This window comes from Paenibacillus sp. J31R98, from assembly GCF_056269245.1.
This window is the reverse complement of sequence record NZ_JBWDNO010000004.1, coordinates 80,150-97,045: the sequence shown is the minus strand read 5'-3', so window position 1 is coordinate 97,045 and position 16,896 is coordinate 80,150. Positions and strand designations below refer to the sequence as shown.

The 16,896-nt window shown below is 52.6% G+C and carries 17 protein-coding genes; 3 read left to right on the top strand and 14 right to left on the bottom strand.

Features of this window, described 5'->3' with window-relative positions; genetic code table 11:
- Nucleotides 1-9 precede the first annotated feature (9 nt).
- The 6 genes from AC0YNX_RS16900 to AC0YNX_RS16875 all read right to left on the bottom strand — a co-directional run bounded on the left by AC0YNX_RS16900 (nucleotide 10) and on the right by AC0YNX_RS16875 (nucleotide 5,292).
- Entirely contained in the window at nucleotides 10-1,026 is a 1,017-nt protein-coding gene (locus tag AC0YNX_RS16900; protein ID WP_475816870.1) for an LLM class flavin-dependent oxidoreductase, read from the bottom strand.
- 20 nt (nucleotides 1,027-1,046) lie between these two features.
- Complete coding sequence (locus AC0YNX_RS16895) at nucleotides 1,047-1,799, bottom strand: amino acid ABC transporter ATP-binding protein (RefSeq protein ID WP_475816869.1); 753 nt, start codon at nucleotides 1,797-1,799, stop codon at nucleotides 1,047-1,049.
- Nucleotides 1,796-2,506, bottom strand: coding sequence for an amino acid ABC transporter permease (locus tag AC0YNX_RS16890; RefSeq protein WP_475816868.1), 711 nt, complete (start codon nucleotides 2,504-2,506; stop codon nucleotides 1,796-1,798). The genes AC0YNX_RS16895 and AC0YNX_RS16890 overlap by 4 nt, the downstream gene beginning before the upstream one ends.
- Entirely contained in the window at nucleotides 2,503-3,300 is a 798-nt protein-coding gene (locus AC0YNX_RS16885) for an amino acid ABC transporter permease (protein WP_475816867.1), read from the bottom strand. The genes AC0YNX_RS16890 and AC0YNX_RS16885 overlap by 4 nt, the downstream gene beginning before the upstream one ends.
- Before the next feature lie 19 nt (nucleotides 3,301-3,319).
- Nucleotides 3,320-4,195 carry a transporter substrate-binding domain-containing protein gene (locus tag AC0YNX_RS16880; protein WP_475816866.1) on the bottom strand — a complete coding sequence of 292 codons (876 nt, stop codon included), beginning with the start codon at nucleotides 4,193-4,195 and terminating at the stop codon, nucleotides 3,320-3,322.
- A gap of 197 nt (nucleotides 4,196-4,392) precedes the next feature.
- Nucleotides 4,393-5,292 carry a LysR family transcriptional regulator gene (locus AC0YNX_RS16875; RefSeq protein ID WP_475816865.1) on the bottom strand — a complete coding sequence of 300 codons (900 nt, stop codon included), beginning with the start codon at nucleotides 5,290-5,292 and terminating at the stop codon, nucleotides 4,393-4,395.
- Between the two features lie 238 nt (nucleotides 5,293-5,530).
- Between AC0YNX_RS16875 and AC0YNX_RS16870 the strand changes: the two genes are divergently transcribed.
- The gene (locus AC0YNX_RS16870; protein ID WP_475816864.1) at nucleotides 5,531-6,067 is read left to right on the top strand and encodes a GNAT family N-acetyltransferase; all 537 of its coding nucleotides are present in this window, start codon (nucleotides 5,531-5,533) and stop codon (nucleotides 6,065-6,067) included.
- Between the two features lie 83 nt (nucleotides 6,068-6,150).
- Here the strand turns inward: AC0YNX_RS16870 and AC0YNX_RS16865 are convergent, their stop codons facing one another.
- The 4 genes from AC0YNX_RS16865 to AC0YNX_RS16850 all read right to left on the bottom strand — a co-directional run bounded on the left by AC0YNX_RS16865 (nucleotide 6,151) and on the right by AC0YNX_RS16850 (nucleotide 10,554).
- On the bottom strand, nucleotides 6,151-7,422 hold the full coding sequence (locus tag AC0YNX_RS16865) for an ABC transporter permease (RefSeq protein WP_475816863.1): 1,272 nt from the start codon (nucleotides 7,420-7,422) through the stop codon (nucleotides 6,151-6,153).
- On the bottom strand, nucleotides 7,370-8,173 hold the full coding sequence (locus tag AC0YNX_RS16860; RefSeq protein ID WP_475816862.1) for an ABC transporter ATP-binding protein: 804 nt from the start codon (nucleotides 8,171-8,173) through the stop codon (nucleotides 7,370-7,372). Before AC0YNX_RS16860 ends, AC0YNX_RS16865 begins: the two co-directional genes overlap by 53 nt.
- A 136-nt stretch (nucleotides 8,174-8,309) precedes the next feature.
- A complete protein-coding gene (locus AC0YNX_RS16855; RefSeq protein WP_475816861.1) occupies nucleotides 8,310-9,515 on the bottom strand; it encodes an S-layer homology domain-containing protein in 1,206 nt (401 codons plus the stop codon).
- Nucleotides 9,516-9,711: 196 nt separating this feature from the next.
- A complete protein-coding gene (locus AC0YNX_RS16850) occupies nucleotides 9,712-10,554 on the bottom strand; it encodes a phytanoyl-CoA dioxygenase family protein (RefSeq protein ID WP_475816860.1) in 843 nt (280 codons plus the stop codon).
- Between the two features lie 122 nt (nucleotides 10,555-10,676).
- Here AC0YNX_RS16850 and AC0YNX_RS16845 point away from each other — a divergent pair, with 122 nt between their 5' ends.
- On the top strand, nucleotides 10,677-11,522 hold the full coding sequence (locus tag AC0YNX_RS16845; RefSeq protein WP_475816859.1) for a helix-turn-helix transcriptional regulator: 846 nt from the start codon (nucleotides 10,677-10,679) through the stop codon (nucleotides 11,520-11,522).
- 304 nt (nucleotides 11,523-11,826) lie between these two features.
- On the opposite strand, the gene AC0YNX_RS16840 is transcribed toward AC0YNX_RS16845, so the two are convergent.
- The 3 genes from AC0YNX_RS16840 to AC0YNX_RS16830 all read right to left on the bottom strand — a co-directional run bounded on the left by AC0YNX_RS16840 (nucleotide 11,827) and on the right by AC0YNX_RS16830 (nucleotide 14,643).
- Complete coding sequence (locus AC0YNX_RS16840) at nucleotides 11,827-13,281, bottom strand: DEAD/DEAH box helicase (protein ID WP_475816858.1); 1,455 nt, start codon at nucleotides 13,279-13,281, stop codon at nucleotides 11,827-11,829.
- Nucleotides 13,282-13,311: 30 nt separating this feature from the next.
- Nucleotides 13,312-14,085, bottom strand: a complete 774-nt coding sequence (locus AC0YNX_RS16835; RefSeq protein WP_475816857.1) for an SDR family NAD(P)-dependent oxidoreductase — start codon at nucleotides 14,083-14,085, stop codon at nucleotides 13,312-13,314.
- Nucleotides 14,086-14,181: 96 nt separating this feature from the next.
- Nucleotides 14,182-14,643, bottom strand: a complete 462-nt coding sequence (locus AC0YNX_RS16830; RefSeq protein ID WP_475816856.1) for a chemotaxis protein CheX — start codon at nucleotides 14,641-14,643, stop codon at nucleotides 14,182-14,184.
- Nucleotides 14,644-14,797: 154 nt separating this feature from the next.
- Here AC0YNX_RS16830 and AC0YNX_RS16825 point away from each other — a divergent pair, with 154 nt between their 5' ends.
- Nucleotides 14,798-15,799 carry a zinc dependent phospholipase C family protein gene (locus AC0YNX_RS16825; RefSeq protein ID WP_475816855.1) on the top strand — a complete coding sequence of 334 codons (1,002 nt, stop codon included), beginning with the start codon at nucleotides 14,798-14,800 and terminating at the stop codon, nucleotides 15,797-15,799.
- On the opposite strand, the gene AC0YNX_RS16820 is transcribed toward AC0YNX_RS16825, so the two are convergent.
- A complete protein-coding gene (locus tag AC0YNX_RS16820; RefSeq protein ID WP_475816854.1) occupies nucleotides 15,794-16,792 on the bottom strand; it encodes an HRDC domain-containing protein in 999 nt (332 codons plus the stop codon). The genes AC0YNX_RS16825 and AC0YNX_RS16820 overlap by 6 nt on opposite strands.
- Nucleotides 16,793-16,896 lie beyond the last annotated feature (104 nt).

Below are 16,896 nucleotides of genomic sequence, written 5' to 3'. Positions count from 1 at the left end.
CCCCTCCATTCAGCCGGCAACGGACACTTCCGCGAAAGCTTCCTTCAGCAGCTCGAATGACCGAATCCGTTTCTCGAAATCAGGCACTGCAGCCGTCACGATGAACTCGTCGACGCCATACTTTTGCTGCAATTCAAGCAACCGATTACGAACCGTTTCTTGACTGCCCTTCGTCACTTCGGGCTTCGTTATTTCAATGCGGTACTTCTCATTCGACTGACGTCCGTATTCTTCCGCCTGCTCGACAGTACCAACCGTGAGCGTTCTTCCGCTCTCCAAATGAATCTTTACCTGCGTATGTTCGCCAGCAAGCGCGACAGCTTCCTCGTCGGTTTCCGCTACAATCGCTGCTAGTGCAAAGATCGGCAACGGCTCCCGGCCGAAGGAACGATCGAATTGCGTCCTATAAGCCTCGAATGCTGCAAGCGCAACTTTCTCATCGCTATTAATAAATTGAGAGAATACATAAGGGAGCCCCAAGCTCGCTGCAATTTCAGCGCTGCCTACACTCGTGCCGAGTACATACAGCTCAGCTGGAACCTCCGGCTTCGGCGAAGCGGTCAACCCGTGAAGCGGATGATCCTCCGCAAGCGTGCCGTGAATGAAAGCGCCAAGCTCCTCGATCTTCTCGGTTAACGATGGCGCATTCTGAACACCGCGCTGCAAGGCTTGCGTCGAACGCGGAAGGCCGCCCGGCGCTCGGCCGATGCCAAGATCAACGCGCCCCGGTGCCAGCGCTGACAATACATTGAAGTTCTCCGCCACTTTATAAGGGCTGTAATGCTGCAGCATGACGCCGCCCGAGCCGACGCGAATGCTCGACGTCTTGGCGAGCAAATGCGAGATCAGCACCTCCGGCGATGATCCGCCGACAAAGCCGGAATCATGATGCTCCGACACCCAGAATCGGTGATAACCAATCTCTTCGGCGCGCTGTGCCAGCGCAATCGTATGCTGAAAGGCGGTCGTCGCGGTCACGCCCGGATAGATGATCGTTTGGTCCAAAATACTTAACTGAATCGCCATCGTACATTCCCCCTGCTCGCTTAGATGGAATAAGCCGGCTCTGGCATAATCCGTTTCAGAAATTGCTTCGTTCTCTCTTCCTTCGGCATGCGGAAAATCTCTTTCGGCGTGCCTTCCTCCACGATGACGCCTTCGTCCATAAACACGACATGGCTGGCGACATCTCTTGCAAAGCCCATCTCGTGCGTAACAACAATCATCGTAATGCCTTCTGACGCTATTTTGCGGATAACCGCCAGCACTTCGCCGACCAGCTCGGGATCGAGCGCCGACGTCGGCTCATCGAACAGAATGACTTCGGGATTCAGCGCCAGCGCACGGGCAATGCCGACCCTCTGCTGCTGCCCGCCGGAGAGCTGGCTTGGATACGCATCCAGCTTTGCCCCGAGTCCTACCTTCTCCAGCACCTCGATGCTCCGGCGGCGCGCTTCGTCCTTCGGAAGCTTCTGTACGATGACAAGTCCTTCCATCACGTTCTCGAGCGCCGTCTTATGACGGAACAAGTTATAATGCTGGAATACCATCGCGCTCTTCTGCCGAAGCTCGTAGATCTCCCGCTTATGGGCCGTCTTGCAATCGACAGCGAAATCGCCAATCTCGATATGCCCGTCACTCGGCCTCTCCAGATAATTAATGCATCGGAGCAAGGTCGTTTTGCCCGAGCCGCTTGGACCTAGAATGACGACGACTTCGCCTTTATTCACCTGCAGGTCGATGCCTTTCAGCACCTGCTGCTTGCCGAACGACTTGGATATGCCTGTCAGCTTAATCATGCGACTCCACCTCGGTTGTACAGATTAATGCGTTTCTCAAGGATCGCGGCGAACCGTTCAATGATCACCGTCATGCCCCAGAACAATATCGCTGCAGCCAAGTAAGCCTCAAAAAACTTCCAGTTCGTCGATGCGACGATCTGCGCCTTGGCGTTGATATCAACGACAGATACCGTAAAAGCAAGCGTTGACGCATGCAGCATGCCGATGACGGAATTCGCAAGGTTCGGCACGCTAGCAGCCAGTGCCTGGGGGAAAACAATTCGACGCAGCGCTTGCGACGTCGTCATTCCGATCGAATAGGCTGCTTCGATCTGTCCGCGATTGACCACGAGCAGACCGGAACGAACCACTTCCGACATGTACGCGCCTGCTGTAATGGAGAAGGAAAGGAAGGCAAAATCTATCATCGGTATCGAAGCCGACCGGAAACTTAGCCCAAACTGCGAACACAGCCCGTCAACGATCATCGGAAGCCCGAAATAGATAAGGAGCAAATGCGTCAGCATCGGCGTGCCGCGAATGAACGTCACATAGGAGACCGCAATCGGATATAGCACAGGCACCTTATAGATGCGAATAAGGGCAACAGCCGTTCCGATGACAAAGCCGCAAAGCACGGATACCGCTGTAATGAGCAGAGTCGTCGGAATGGCGGACAGCAGCTGAACGAGCGCCGTCCATATAAAAGCCGGATCCAGCTTCATGGCTTCTGCGCCTCCTCTCTAAGTCGAACGCTGCGCGGGCTGCGCAGCCGGGACCATAGCGATTGCCAATTTCTTTGGCTAAACGCGCTATATGCCGGGGCATCCTCGCGCTTCTCGTGCCGCAGCAGCCTGCGCTCTGCCACCAGAAGCAGCCGCTCGAGCACAATGCTGATAATCAAATAAACGAACGCGAGCGCGATATAACTCTCGATAAAATGCCTCGTCACCGAAGCAAGCGTCTGCGATTTCCCTGTCAACTCCATGACGCCGAGCGTAAATGCGAGTGACGTGTCCTTCAGCAGCGCAATCAGCACATTCGATAGCACCGGCACCGCAATCGCGAGCGCTTGCGGCATGACGATTCTAGTAAAAGATTGATAGCCTGTCATTCCGATCGCATAAGCGGCCTCAACCTGCCCCCGGTCTACCGAAGTGACCGCCGAGCGAATCGTCTCCGAGACATACGAGCCGGTGTGCAGCCCATAGGTCAGAATGACGAAGAAGAGGACCGGCGCTTTACTTAGATCAAGTCCAACAAGCTTCAGCACTTCAGGCAGTCCGTAATAGAACAGGAAGAGCTGGATCAGGATAGGCGTCCCTCGGAAGAAAGACGCATACACCTGCGAGATCCGCTGCAATACCGGCACCTTATACAGTCTTGGCAGAGCAGCTATAAATCCGAATAGAAGTCCGAGCAGCAACGCCCCGAATACGATGAAGAGTGTTGTGCCAAGCGTGTGCAGCAGCTTCGGGATAAACTGGAACACATAGCTGATATCAAACGTTGCGCCCATACTTCTCCCGCCCTTTCATTTATTGCGTATAGTCGGCTCCCAGCCACGTTGTGCTCAGCTTGCTAAGTGTGCCGTCGGACTTGATTTCGTTCAACGCGCCGTCAACGGCGTCAGCCAGCTTCTGCTCCTTCGGATCGTCCTTGCGGAAGACGAACAGCACATCTGCTTCTTCAAGCGCATCTCCGACAGCCTTCAGTTCGCTCTTCGGATCAATAAGGGAGAGCGTGAAGTCCGCGCCAAGCGTCGCTTGCACACGACCGCTCGTCAACTGGCTAACCGTATCGTTCGCTGCTCCATTCGTATAGACAATATTGATCGCATTGTCGTGCTCTTTATTGTAATTCTCCGCCAGCGTCGCTTCCGCGCTTGTAGCGGTAGTCAATAGTTTCTTGCCCTTCAAGTCATCCAGTTTCGTAACCTCGCTGTTGTCCTTCGCAACGATCAGCTTTGTTTTCCAATGTGCGTAAGGCACTTTGTTAAACAGATACTTCTCCGAACGCTCCGTATTCTTCTCCATCTCATGAGCGACAAAATCAATTTTCTTCGTCTCAAGGCTAAGCAGCAGGTTGGTGAAATCAAGCGTTTGGAACTCGAATTCATAACCCGGCAGACGCTTGTCGATCTCCTTCACCAACTCAACGTCAAACCCTGTCAGCTTGCCGTTCTCGTCAATGAAGCATACTTTCGGGAACTGCGTACCTGTGCCGACAACGATTTTCTCCACTTTATCTGTCGCCGCCGCATCGCTGTTCGCGCTTGCTGTATTGTTCGCCTTCGCATTCGAAGTGTTCGTGCTTGCTGCCGTATTCGCATTGTTATTTGAGGAGCACCCTGCTGCCACCAGCGTTAGAGCTACGAGTGCAAATCCTGTCGGGCCGATAAGTTTCTTTTTCATTTCCTTCTACCTCCACTGTGGTTTGAGTTATTCGAACCGCCACAAGTATGGTAGATTCGGCCGTTTATTAAACTTTATAATTCCAATTGATTTAATCGGAATTGTTGTTGCACCTAATTTAGCATCCGCTCCTTGATTCAGTCAATGGACTCATCAATAGAGATTTTCTATATACAACTCTGCAAAATGAATCGGTACTATGTCGCCTCTATTTCAATGGGACCGAACAATGATTTGCCAAGCTCGATGAAGGTATCGACAAAATATGAGTGCTCATTGCCGCGCGTAATCAGATTGGTCTGCAGCGTAATGCCGCTAACCTCCGGAATCTCAATCGGAATCAGCTGCCTGTTCGCTACCTCCTGCCTGACGCATAGCTGCGGCAGAAAGCAGATGCCGGCGCGCCCAAGTACAAGCTTCTTCGCCGTCTCGGAATTGTCGACCAAATATTCTATATTCGGCTGCTCGGCAAGATTGTCGAATGCGCGGTGCACCCTCATCCAGTCGAGAGAACCGCATTCGAAGAAGACAAGCGGATGGACGCCGATGTCTGCGATAGACACTTCTTGTTTCTTCGTGAATGGATGGCCTTCATACACATAAAGCCGAATCGGATCCTCGTAAAATTTGACAGAAAGCAGCGTGGGGTGGACGATTTTGCGTACGAAAGCAAGGTCGAGCTCCTTGTTATGCAGCTTGCTTACAAGCTCATCCGACGTTGCAGTAATGACTTTGACATGAATATCCGGATAACGCTGCTTCAACCTGGGCAGTAGTTCCGGGAGCATATAGTTGGAGACGGAGACCGTTGCGCCGACCCGAATTTCGTGAGGAATGGTCTTGCGCTGCTGGATCTGGAGCTTGCCTTTCTGGAAGGTTTGCATAATTTGCTGCGCAAAGGGGAGAAACTGCTTGCCCTTCTCCGTCAGCACAATCTGCTTGCCTAGACGGTCAAACAGCTTGCAATCCAGCTCCCGCTCCAGTGACTGAATCCGCGCCGTCACGGAAGGCTGTGATAGGTAGAGCACGTCGGCCGCCTTATTGAAGCTGCCGTAATGATTGACGTATACGAAAGCCTCCATATTCTCGATATTCAAAAGTTGCACCGCCTTTTCACACTAAAGTTGATTATTCCGATTCACAAACTAGGATTTATAATCAAAATTCTATAGCACTCTCGCCGTTTCGTCAACGATATGGTAATCTCATCCTTTCTGCTTGGACTTATAGCTTCTTTCTATCGATGAATTGAAGTTTTTAATATCCTATTTAAACGCTCGGAATTATCGGTTAAAGTGGGAACATGACGAAGGGAAGATGAAGGAGGCTGCAACGATGAGTGCAATTGAATCTTTAACGATACGCGATGTGACGAATGAGGACCGGGAGCAAGTACTGAAGGTGCTGTTAGCGGCCTATGGACAATATGAACAAGTGCTGCCTGCTGACAAATGGGAGCTTTATCGGCAATCTATTATTGCTTCCTTCGATCAGGAAGGACCCGAAGCGCGAATTGTAGCCGAGTCGGATAACACAATCGTTGGCTCGGTCCAACTGTTTGTCTCCTCTGCCGCCGCTTACGGCGCTCCCGAACTTGGCATAACAGGCCCAATCATTCGGTACTTGGCTGTCTCTCCAGATCAGCGGGGACGCGGGGTTGCAACAGCACTCATCCGCGAGTCCATTAAACGCTCCCTCCACCTCGGCGCGGAGTGGCTGAATCTGCACACGTCGGATATGATGGCGTCGGCGGTGAGCTTGTATGAACGGCTCGGCTTTGAGCGAGCATACAACACCGATGTCCAGAACGGCGAAATCCTCGTTAAAGGATACCGGATTAATCTGAAGAGCGAACAAGCGCTTCAGCTCTAAATAAACCAAAAAAAGTGGCAAGGGCAGCAGTGGGGATTGGATCATTCCCTACCTTGCCCTTGCCACTTTCATTTCGTCTAATCCTAATCTTCTTCTGGATCGGCCAACATCTTGCGTTTCAGGCTTCTTGGACGCAGAAACAATATATAGAGCAGCGCTATGACAAGCGAAGCTCCCGCTTGCGGTGCATATCCATTCGGCAGTAGCCAGATACCTTGCGGCAGCCAGATGATCAACGCGCACAGCAGCGCAGCCCTGCGATCGACGCGCAGTACAGCCGTTTGGCGCGTCGCTTCCGGCAGCGGATAGACATGGCGCCACACCGAATGCCGATGCGCCTGCGCGAGCGCCCTTAACTGAATGCCTGTCAGCCATACGAACAACAGACAGACGCCGGCGGAGCCCCAGCCCGCCCATAATGCTTCATATGCGGCAAGCCAGCCCGTAAATACGCCAAGTGCCGTTAACCGCAGCACAATGCCGCCAAGCTCCGTGCGAATCAGCGTCTGCGTATAGAGATAGAAGAATGCATTAGACTTGCGGTACGCAATCATCTTGGCCACCCAAGCCGCATACCTGCGGGACTTGACCCCGGCCGATTCGGTTGGTATATCGGCGAAAGCGCTGAAGAACACGGTATATCTGCGGCGCGTGCGCTTCTCCTCCTCGATCAGCAGTAGCCATGGGATCGGATAGCGCGGCAGCCGATTATAAATCACAGCGAGCAATACAAACCAATTCGCGAAGAAAATGAGCAGCGATCCCTTGAGCAGCCCCGTTATTGCGAGAGCTATCGCAGCCCAGCGCAATACGCGCAGTAATCTGCGGCTGCCTGCGTTAACGATCTGCCGTTCTCGCCATGATGCTGTGATCTGCAGCATTTTCGTTACGATTACGGCAAGCACGACAACGATGGCGCTTGTCCGCCCATCGCCGGCATGATAAAGCGGCAAATACGCGGCGCAGCCTATGAGCACCGCCGCTATGCCTGCCATTCCGTTGTAGCGCATGGAGCGCCGGATATAGGCGGGCATCTCCGCTTCGCGCGGAACGAGGAAGACGATGTCCGCCTCGCGAAGCCAGGTTCGAAGCGGACTCCAGCAGATGAGCGGCGTCAGCACAAGGATGCCGACAAGCACGACCGGGAAGTTCGCCGGCAGATTGCGAAGCAGCATACCATATCCGGTTATGCCGGCGAGCAGTGCCATAATGGTCACGCCCGGCAGCCCGCTCTGCGCCATATAGCGGAAGTACGGCATCGATTCCTTCCAGAACGCAGCTGACCGGGAGCGCCACAGCGCCTCAACCGAACGTTCCATGATGAATGCCCCCGCCTCCGGCCTCGCCTTTACCATCGCCTTTGCTAGTCACAAGCCGATAGAACGCCTCTTCAAGCACGCCTGAACTACGGTCTTCCGGCATGCCGGCCGCGCGGCACACATCCTGAAGCGTGCCTTGCGCCACAATTACGCCTTGATGAAGCACGATAAATCGGCTGCAATATGACTCCACCGTCGCGAGAATATGCGAGCTCATGAATACAGCCGAGCCCTCTCTCGTCACCTCGACAAGCTTATCGAGCAGTGACCGAATCGCAAGCGGATCAAGCCCCAGGAACGGTTCGTCAATGACGTAGAGCGACGGCCTTGCGAGCAGCGCGTTCATAATCATGACCTTCTGCCGCATCCCCTTCGACAGATGTGCCGCGAATGCCCCGCGCTTCGGCGTCATGTAGAATTCCTCCAGCAAGCTCTCGCTCCGCTGCCCATATACCGGCTCCGGCACATCATACGCCATCCCGGTCAATCGCAAATGCTCCTCAACCGTAAGCTCATCGAACAAGAGCGGCGACTCCGGCACATAAGCAAGCGAGCTGCGATAGGTATCCGGCTGTTCAGCAAGCGTATGCCCGCCGATCCGAATTTCGCCTTTATGAGGCTGCATAAGGCCGAGTATATGTTTAATTGCGGTACTTTTGCCTGCGCCATTAAGGCCAATCAGTCCAACCATTTCGCCTGCTCCGACCTCGAAAGACAGATCATGCAGCACCGGCCTGCGCGGACTGTATCCGCCTGTTAATCCTTTTACCGTTAATACGGATTCCATCTACTGCGCACCTCCTCTTCTCTCACCGATACTACCAAATTTTACGCAAAATGAAAAATGACCGTAAACACGTAAAAAAAACCTCGCGCCTGCCATATCGGCAAAGCGCGAGGTTTCTATCGTGCGTGGCTTACAATTAAGCCAGCACTTTAATGGAATAAACGATGTTATTGATAACAGTAAGCTCAACAGCGTGACCGACAACAAGTTTAGTCGCATCGCCAACGATGGCAACATCAGGAGAAACATTCAATACGATTGCGTTTGTTGTACCATTAACCGTTTGCGTAATCGATACCGTTGCGATGTCGCCTTGCGCATTCAGCGAGAAAGCGTTGAATAGACCCGCTTGCTTTGTAACCGCAGGCTGTTCAGCTGCCAGCTTCGTTACTTCGATGAACACAACTTTGCCGTTGTATGTGCGAACAAGCACTTCATCGCCAGCTTTCAGCGCAGTCGCCGCTACCTTCACATTGTCGCGGAAGATAAATACGTTCGGATCGAGCGCAAGCGCCACTTCTTTGTTGTCAGACTTCACAACTGTGATAGAGTTGCCCGAAGCTGCTGCTTTCAGCTTGCCTGTGATTGCTGTTGCATCATTATCATTCTCTGGCAACTGCTCGTCTGTACGGCCAAGCAATGCAGCCAGCTCAGCACGAGTCACTTGTTGGTTCGGACGGAATGTGCCATCCTCGTAACCTTCGATCAGACCTTTCTCGATTGCAACCGCAACGTAACCAACGGAGCCCGCTGGAATTTTGTCAGCATCTTCGAAATCAAGGTGGGTGTTCACTTTTGCCTTCGCTTCTGCATCAAGACCCATTGCTTTTACAAGCAAAGTCGCTGCGAACAGACGGCTTGCAGGCTTGTCCGCTTGGATAACAGTATCAGTCTCTGTGAACAGATCCTTCTCAAGCGCTACCGCTACATAACCAACAGCCCAAGGGTACTTCTTCGCAAGCTGGTCAGCATCCTTGAAGTTGAGCTTCGTGCTCATCTCCGCTTGCGATTCCGCTTGATCTTTCAAGCCCATCAAACGAACAGCTGCAACGATGGACTCAATGCGAGTGATCTTCTGCTGCGGCTTGAACGTACCGTCTTCATAACCATTGAATACGCCTTTGGAAGCCAAGCGGATGATGTACTCAAGCGCCCATTTCAGATCCTTCTCGTCTTTGAACTGGAGGTTGATTTCATGCTTATTTTTATCTTTTTTGTCATCATGTTTGCCGTTGTCATGACCTTTATCGTTGCCGTGTGCAAAAGCGCTGCCCGCGCCACCTGCCAATGTTAGTAACGCTACGGACGTAATTGCCGCCTTTTTCAAAATGGCTTTCTTCATGTTGTGCCACTCTCCTCGCGAATACGGTCATTGCCGTTTTTTTACTTTCGCTCATACCGTTCGGGGAGCAGTGAAGAGTTTCAGGGGGTGTTTGCCAAAAAAAACGATTTCATTCGCCAAAATATGCAAATCCCCCCACTCCAAAAGCCAGCGAAAATACAGCAATATTCCTGCAAAAAGCGAGTAGGAATGCGTGTTACGCCTGTTCGTTAGCCGAGTACGCCAACGGGAAATATTGATTGTTGTACAAATCGCCCTTCTTCGGACGAGGACCGAGCAAACGGATGTTATCGACGTTCTGTTTCTTCTCATAAGCCATGCCTTTAGGGAAATAATGGCCGACGACGCACAGGCGCGGATCATTGGAGAAGTTCTGACGTGAACCGTGAATCGTAAGCGAATGGTGGAAGCTCACTTGACCTGCTTTCAGAATAAGCGGCTCTTCACGCCACGGCTTCGCTTCGACTTCCATTTGTTTCTTCACTGCTTCCAGCTCTTCGTTAAAGAAACCGTCCGAGTTCAGCAGCCCCCACTTGTGCGAGCCAGGAATAACCGACATACAGCCGTTGTTCAAATCCGTATCTTGCAGCGCGACCCAAGCGGTAACAAGGTTCGTCGTATCTGTGCACTGCCAGTACATGTAGTCTTGGTGCCAGCCTACATTGCCGGCAGACGTTTGCTCGCCTTTGCCTGTACCCGGCTTGTAGATCACTTGGTCATACCAAACGCGCGCTTCTTCCGAGTTCATCAGGTTCGCTGCCAGTTTCCCAAGCTTCGGGCTTGTTACTACGTTTCTAACGACATCGTTAATCCACCAAGCGTTATCGATCTTCCGAAGACGGTTCGGCTTATCGTCCGGCTTCCACTCCCAGAGCGGGAATCCATCACCGTCATAATCGTTCGTCCAGATGCGGTCATGTGCTGCACGCATCTCGGCAACTTCCTCCGGCGTGAATACAACATCGCTTACCCAATATCCATTCTCTTCGTAAAATTCCTGAGCTGCTTTCTCTTGTTCGCGCGTCATGCTAGTCAACATTTATATTCTCGCTCCTTCAACATGTGTTTGTATATCCTTGCACTTACTATAACGCTCACAGCTTGATCTTGATTGTAAAAGATTGAATCCATTTGTATAATTGTAAGATGATTGGAGAGTGAATGATGGCAAACAACCTTCTTCTTCCAAAGTTTGAATCATTAATCCAGCTCATTGACAGCAATTGGAGCCATATCCGTATTCACTCCTGCGGCTTCTGGGAGAAGCGCGGCTGGAATGGGCCTGGACGAATGTTTGAGTTCACCTATTTGGTTAGCGGCAGTATTCGCTTGCAGCAGGATCGGCATAGCGTCGATGTCAAACAAGGCGATCTGCTGTTTGTACAGGACACACTTCGCAACAGCTCGTGCGCGGACGGTGAATTCCAGTTGTACTACATTGGCTTCTACGCGGACAAGCCAGAGCTAGCCGTGGCGATTCGTGATTTGTTTACTCAGCTGGAGCTTGATACGAAGCCGCTTCAGCTGCAAGGGCTGCAGCAGGATTTTCGCTCCATGATGGCGGATCTTAGCTTCGGGAGACATGATTCCGTGCTGGTGAAACTGCATTTCTTGCATGTGCTTGTTCGTATCTATCACGGCATCGTGCAAGCGGGGCGCAGCGCGCATGAGCGGCTTATTCACGCCGTTATTAATGATCTGCACGAGCTATGCCGCTCCGAGCAGAAGATTAAGCTCGCCGATGTGGCGGCACGTTATTCGCTTAATGAGAGGTACCTCAATCATCGGTTCAAGCAGGAAACCGGCGTTACCATTGGCAACTACATTACGGCAATCCGCGTCGAACACGCCAAGCGGCTGCTCGAAACGACCGAGATGCCGATCACAACCATCGCCCATGCAACAGGCTTCTACGACGGCGCGCATTTCAGCCGCACGTTCAAGAGCAAAGAAGGTATCTCGCCGCAGGAATATCGGGGGCTGCAGCAAGGAATTCCATTGCCATAGGTGCTTTACCGACTCTCGCCTCACCACTCGTCCCGTCTGTTTCGCTGAGAGAGGCTTTCCCGCTCTCAGATCACCGTACCCATCATTTTGTGTGTTGAGAGAGGGTTTATCCTCTCTCAGTGTCAGTTGAGGTTGTTAGTTTACCCATTTCGCAGCTGAGAGATCATATATGTGCTCTCGTGCAACTTTTCAGGGGTTTTGGAGGCTGAGAGGACGTATGTGTGCTCTCAGCATTTCTCACCAAACTCACAAAACTAAAAAAGACCGAAAGCACATCATCATTGTGCTTTCGGTCTTTTTCAAATTACTGCGGCTCGCCCTGCTGCTTCGCTTTCAGCCACTTCGGCGCGCCTTTGTTCTTGCGCTCGCGTTCCTGCTCGCGCTTCGACTTCGTCGGCTTCGCCGAACCTGCGCCAGCGCCGCTCTGCCTGCCGCTGGCACCAACGCTCGCGCCCGCGCGAGGCGCTGCTCCAGCGCGGCCTGGCTTCGCCGCGCCTTCGCTCGCAGCTCCGCCGCCGCTTCCCGGACTCGCCGGCGCCGCTGCGCGAGCCGTCGTCGCCGGGCGATCGCTGCCGCCGCCCGGCCTGCGCGCGCTATCGCCGCGGCCAAAATCGCGGCCACCCTGCTCTTCGCCGGGATTCCAAAGCTTCCCGGCGAACATCGTCTTCTCCTGCAGGTCGATACCGAGCTGCTTACGGAATTTATCCATAATGAACAACTGATTGCGCAGCACGATGGAAATAACCGTGCCCGGTTTACCCATCCGCCCCGTCCGGCCGGAACGATGCACATAGTGATCCGCATCAAGTGCCGGATCAAGATGAACAACGAGCGGCAGGTCAACAATATCAAGCCCGCGCGCCGCCACATCCGTTGCCAGCAGCAGCTGGCAGCGTCCGTCGCGGAATCGCGCAAGCGTCGCAGCACGCCGCTGCTTGTCCGCATCGCCGTACAGCGTCTCCACCGTGAAGCCCTCATAGCTCAGCTTCGCTTCATAGTTTGCAATTTCATCTGTTTCATTGATGAACAACAGCGCGGATTTCGGCTTCAGCATCCGAATAAGCTTTCTTGCCGTATCCACCTTGTCGCGTCGTTCGCTCACGACAAAATAATGCAAAACCTGCTTGCCCGCCTGCTGATCTGGCGACACATCAACCCGCTGCGGATCGCGCATCCACCGCTCTTCCACTTCCGCCATCGCCTGCGGACGCGTCGCGGAGAAGAAGGCGATCTGGCGATCGCGCATCATACCGCGCAGCAGAGATTCCACTTCTGTCGTGGAGCCGAGGTTGAACACCTGATCCGCCTCGTCGATAATGACAAGCCGAATTTGGTGCAGCTTTAGCTTGCCGGAGTTCACAAGCTCATGAATACGTCCAGGCGTACCGACGACGATATGCGGATGAAGCCTCAGCTTCTCCACCTGCCTCTGCATCGACGCGCCGCCGATTAGCTGCTGCGTCTTTACGCCGATCGGCTCGCCGTAAGTTTCGGCAACCCGGAAAATTTGCATCGCCAACTCCTGAGTCGGAGCGAGCACCATCACCTGAACCGCTTGGTTGGATATGTCCACTCGCTCAATTGCAGGGAGCATGTAGGCTAATGTTTTGCCCGTACCCGTCTGCGACTTTGCAGACACGTCATGCCCTTCCATCAGTACCGGTATCGTAGCCGCCTGAACCGGGGTCGGCGCAGCAATCTGGTTGCTATTCAATGTTTCGATCAGCTGCGGCTGCAGCTTCAATGTTTCCCATGTCACTCTTATCAAATCTCCTCATGTTCAAGCGTACTATTTGCGGTTTAACCAGCGGCCTGCAATTCGATCCGCAAGCCTTGGGAACAGCCCATACACCTTTATTCCTACAGAAGCCGATAAAGGCAAATCTACCTCTGGCGTCCTGCGCTTTATCATTTGTACAATCGCCCTTGCTACCCGCTCCGGTGTCAGCATATACCCACGCACGTTGTTTGCATATGTACCTTCCGGATCAGCCGTATGTAGAAAAGGCGTATCTATCGGACCCGGATTTATAGCCGAGACAGCAATATTCATTGGCGCGAGTTCAGCGCGCATCGCATTGGTCAAGCCGAGAACGGCATGCTTCGTTGCCGCATAGCCCGAGGACTTCACAGTGCTCAGCTTGCCTGCCATAGAAGCGACATTAATAATATGGCCACCGCCTTGCTTCTGCATAATCGGCAGCACTGCTTTGCTGCAGCGAACGATGCCCATATAATTGGTGTCCATCATTTCGGCGAATCGTTCAACGGGCGCATCTGCAAAATGTTCAAACACCCCATAGCCTGCATTGTTCAGCAGTACATCAATTCGTCCATAATCCTGCACCACCTGATCCATAACCGAAACAATTTCGTCAAAATTCGTCACATCCAGCTTGTAGCAGCCAAACGTACTAGTAAGAGAGGACGCCATTTGCTCAAGCTTGTCCAGCCTTCGTCCCGTTATGATCGGAATAGCGCCTGAAGCCGCAAGTATTCGCGCCGTTTCAGCGCCTATGCCGCTCGCTGCGCCTGTAATCAGTACAATTTTCCCATGCAACAATCGAATCACCTTCGCTCTTAAGTTTACTGCAATGGGGACAATTAGGCAAAATCTGCCCGAAAACGAAAAAAAGCTCCCCCGGGAGCTTGACTCGTGTTACGATGCAATTAGTACTTGAATATCAAGTTCACCAATGCCATCCATGATAAGCGGGATTGTTAGAGCCTTCGATGCATTGAAACCGGCAGTTTGCGCGGAATGCAGTACTTTCGGAGGTGTAATATCTACCCTTACGCCTTGGTTGAACAACATCGTGCTGGCATTGCCGCTGATCATATTACCAAGCTCAGAGATGGCGCTTTTGCCCATTTCATCCATCTCAGAAATGACAAAGCCGCCCATCATTGCGGAAACCATCTTGAGCGCTACTTCCTCGCTTAAGCCAAATACAATATCGCCGTTCATTTGACCGTTAATGCCAATTTGAATCCATATGTAATTCTCGACATATTTAATTTCTTTGACGCCGAGCTGGCCAGTTGAAGGTTTGACCTGAATTAGTTGTTCGATAACAATCTTGGCGGACTCTAGAAAGGGATTAATATATTCGGCCTTCATATTGGGTGTAGCGCCCCTTTTCGACTTAATTCGATTGCTTTCTCGTTACAACTGATTATACAAGATATGCTAGGTCAAGTATACTACTCAATTCGTGTAAAATTTTAAACTTTGATAGCGAATCTTGAACAATAGAGTCCTTAGGAGGATTGACGTGCCGAATATTTGGACGCATTTCTTATTCGGGCAGAAGTGCCTGCAGGAACTTGGGGAAGCGGATTTGATCGCAGTCCCGCACCTGGAACAGATGTTTAATATGGGCTGTCAAGGTCCCGACTTTCTGTTCTACCACAACTTCCTGCCATGGAAGAAAGATACCCGCATGAACATGCTGGGATCAGAGATGCATCAGCATCACTGCGGGGAAGTCATTATGGATATGCTGGATCCGCTCGAAGGACAAGCAGCGCCGCAATCGAAGCAGCAGCCTGCGCTCGTCTATGCGCTTGGCTTCTTGCTGCATCATCTGCTGGACCGCGTCATGCATCCGTATGTGTTCAGCCGCTCCGGATCGCGCAAGTGGGATCACCAGCGGTTCGAAGTTATGATGGACACCTTAATCGTGCGAAAGCTGCTTGGTGTCGAAACGTGGAAGACTGAAGTTTGGAAAGAAATCGATATTCGCGGCGAGCTGCCGCCTTTAATTGTGAATGCATTCGAGCAAATCGCAGCCGTTCATTATCCGGCGCTGGCGGCACGGATCCGGCGTGAAGACTGGCGTGCTGCCATACGCGACATGATTGCGGCACAGAAATTATTTTACGATCCAACTGGACTTAAACGACTGGTCACGTTCGGTCAGATCGATCCATTCGTCTTTAAACGCGAGCTTCCGGCACTTGATATATTGAATGAAAGTCAACGACCTTGGCTTGACCCGACTGACGGAAAAACCTTACATACGGAGAGTGTCTGGGAGTTGTGGAACATCGCAATGGAAGAAGCACTTCCGGTCGTACGCGCCGTTCTTCTCTGGCTTCGGGCCGACGATTCGTCACAGCCTGAACCTAGCCGTGAAGCCCCTTCCCGCAATCAACTGCGAGAAGAGGCCGTCCAGCTAATTGGCAACCGCTCTTACGAAACCGGCCTGCCTTGCGAGAGCATGACCGCCATTCAATACGAGGACCCGATCTGGCCTTCGTCGTTATCGTTATGACACTCGGCCACTGTTCGTGCGGCGATAACGCAGCCGCAGGAGCCGCAGCCGGTCATACAGCTGATCGATCGGCTTGCCCCTTCCCTGCATCGTTTCCTCGCCATAAACTTGATTTAGCACCGGCTTCAAATATCGGTCCCCGATCGTGAGCAGCGCATCCCATAATTGCTGCTGCTCCGCTGGCGGGATATGGCTCAGCTCTCTCTCAATTAACGGTTCCATATCGTAACCCTCTGTCTCCAGCTTCTCGATCCGATCCATAAGATCCCTTCTCGGCAGCTCCACCTCAGCTAGTAGCTCGTCAATTGTTTTGCCTTCTGCAATAGCTTGAAGCAATGCTCGCTTCTGGTGCTGGCGGTCCATCTGCGTTTTATATTTATTCTCCTTCTGCTTGTAGATCCAGCCCGTATACTGCTTTGGGTCCAGTGCTTCAGCCACCCAATCGAGAGGAAAATGCGTCTGGCGCTCGAACTTCTGCGTAATCGCCAGCACTTCCTCACCATAAGTCGCTTGCCTTGTTTCACCCCAGCCTGGAATTTGCAGAAGCTCATCCGCTTGCTGCGGAACATAACTGCTGATCATCCAGAGCATCCGGTTCGTCGCCACAAGATATGCGGACTTCTTGGCTGCAGCCGCTGCCCGCCGGCGCCATTCCCGCAGCGCTTCGAAGATGGCTTCATTCGGGTTCGACTCGCCGTAGCATTGAATCATCGAATAGAGACTGCCGTTCTCATCCAAGCCGCGGCGCTCCTCAAGCATGCCGTCAATGAGCGGCGCATATCCTTCTCCCATACGAACAGCAATGCCGTGACGGAATGCCGTAATCATCTCCTCCCATGACCCTCCCTCGAACCAGACCGATTGCTCCTCAGGAGCCGCCCCCGTCCAAATAACGGACCAAACGCCATTTTGCTCACAGATAGATAGCTGCGCTTGCTCTACCCCACGATCTGTTCCCGCTTTCTCAAATGTGTTCAAAAATACGACCTGCATGCAGGCACACCTCCGTAGTATGTAGTATCATCTCGGTCGCGTAAGGTGCGTCGCACAGCAAGTCGCCGTACAACAAAAAAAGCACCCCTAACGCCAATAAATGG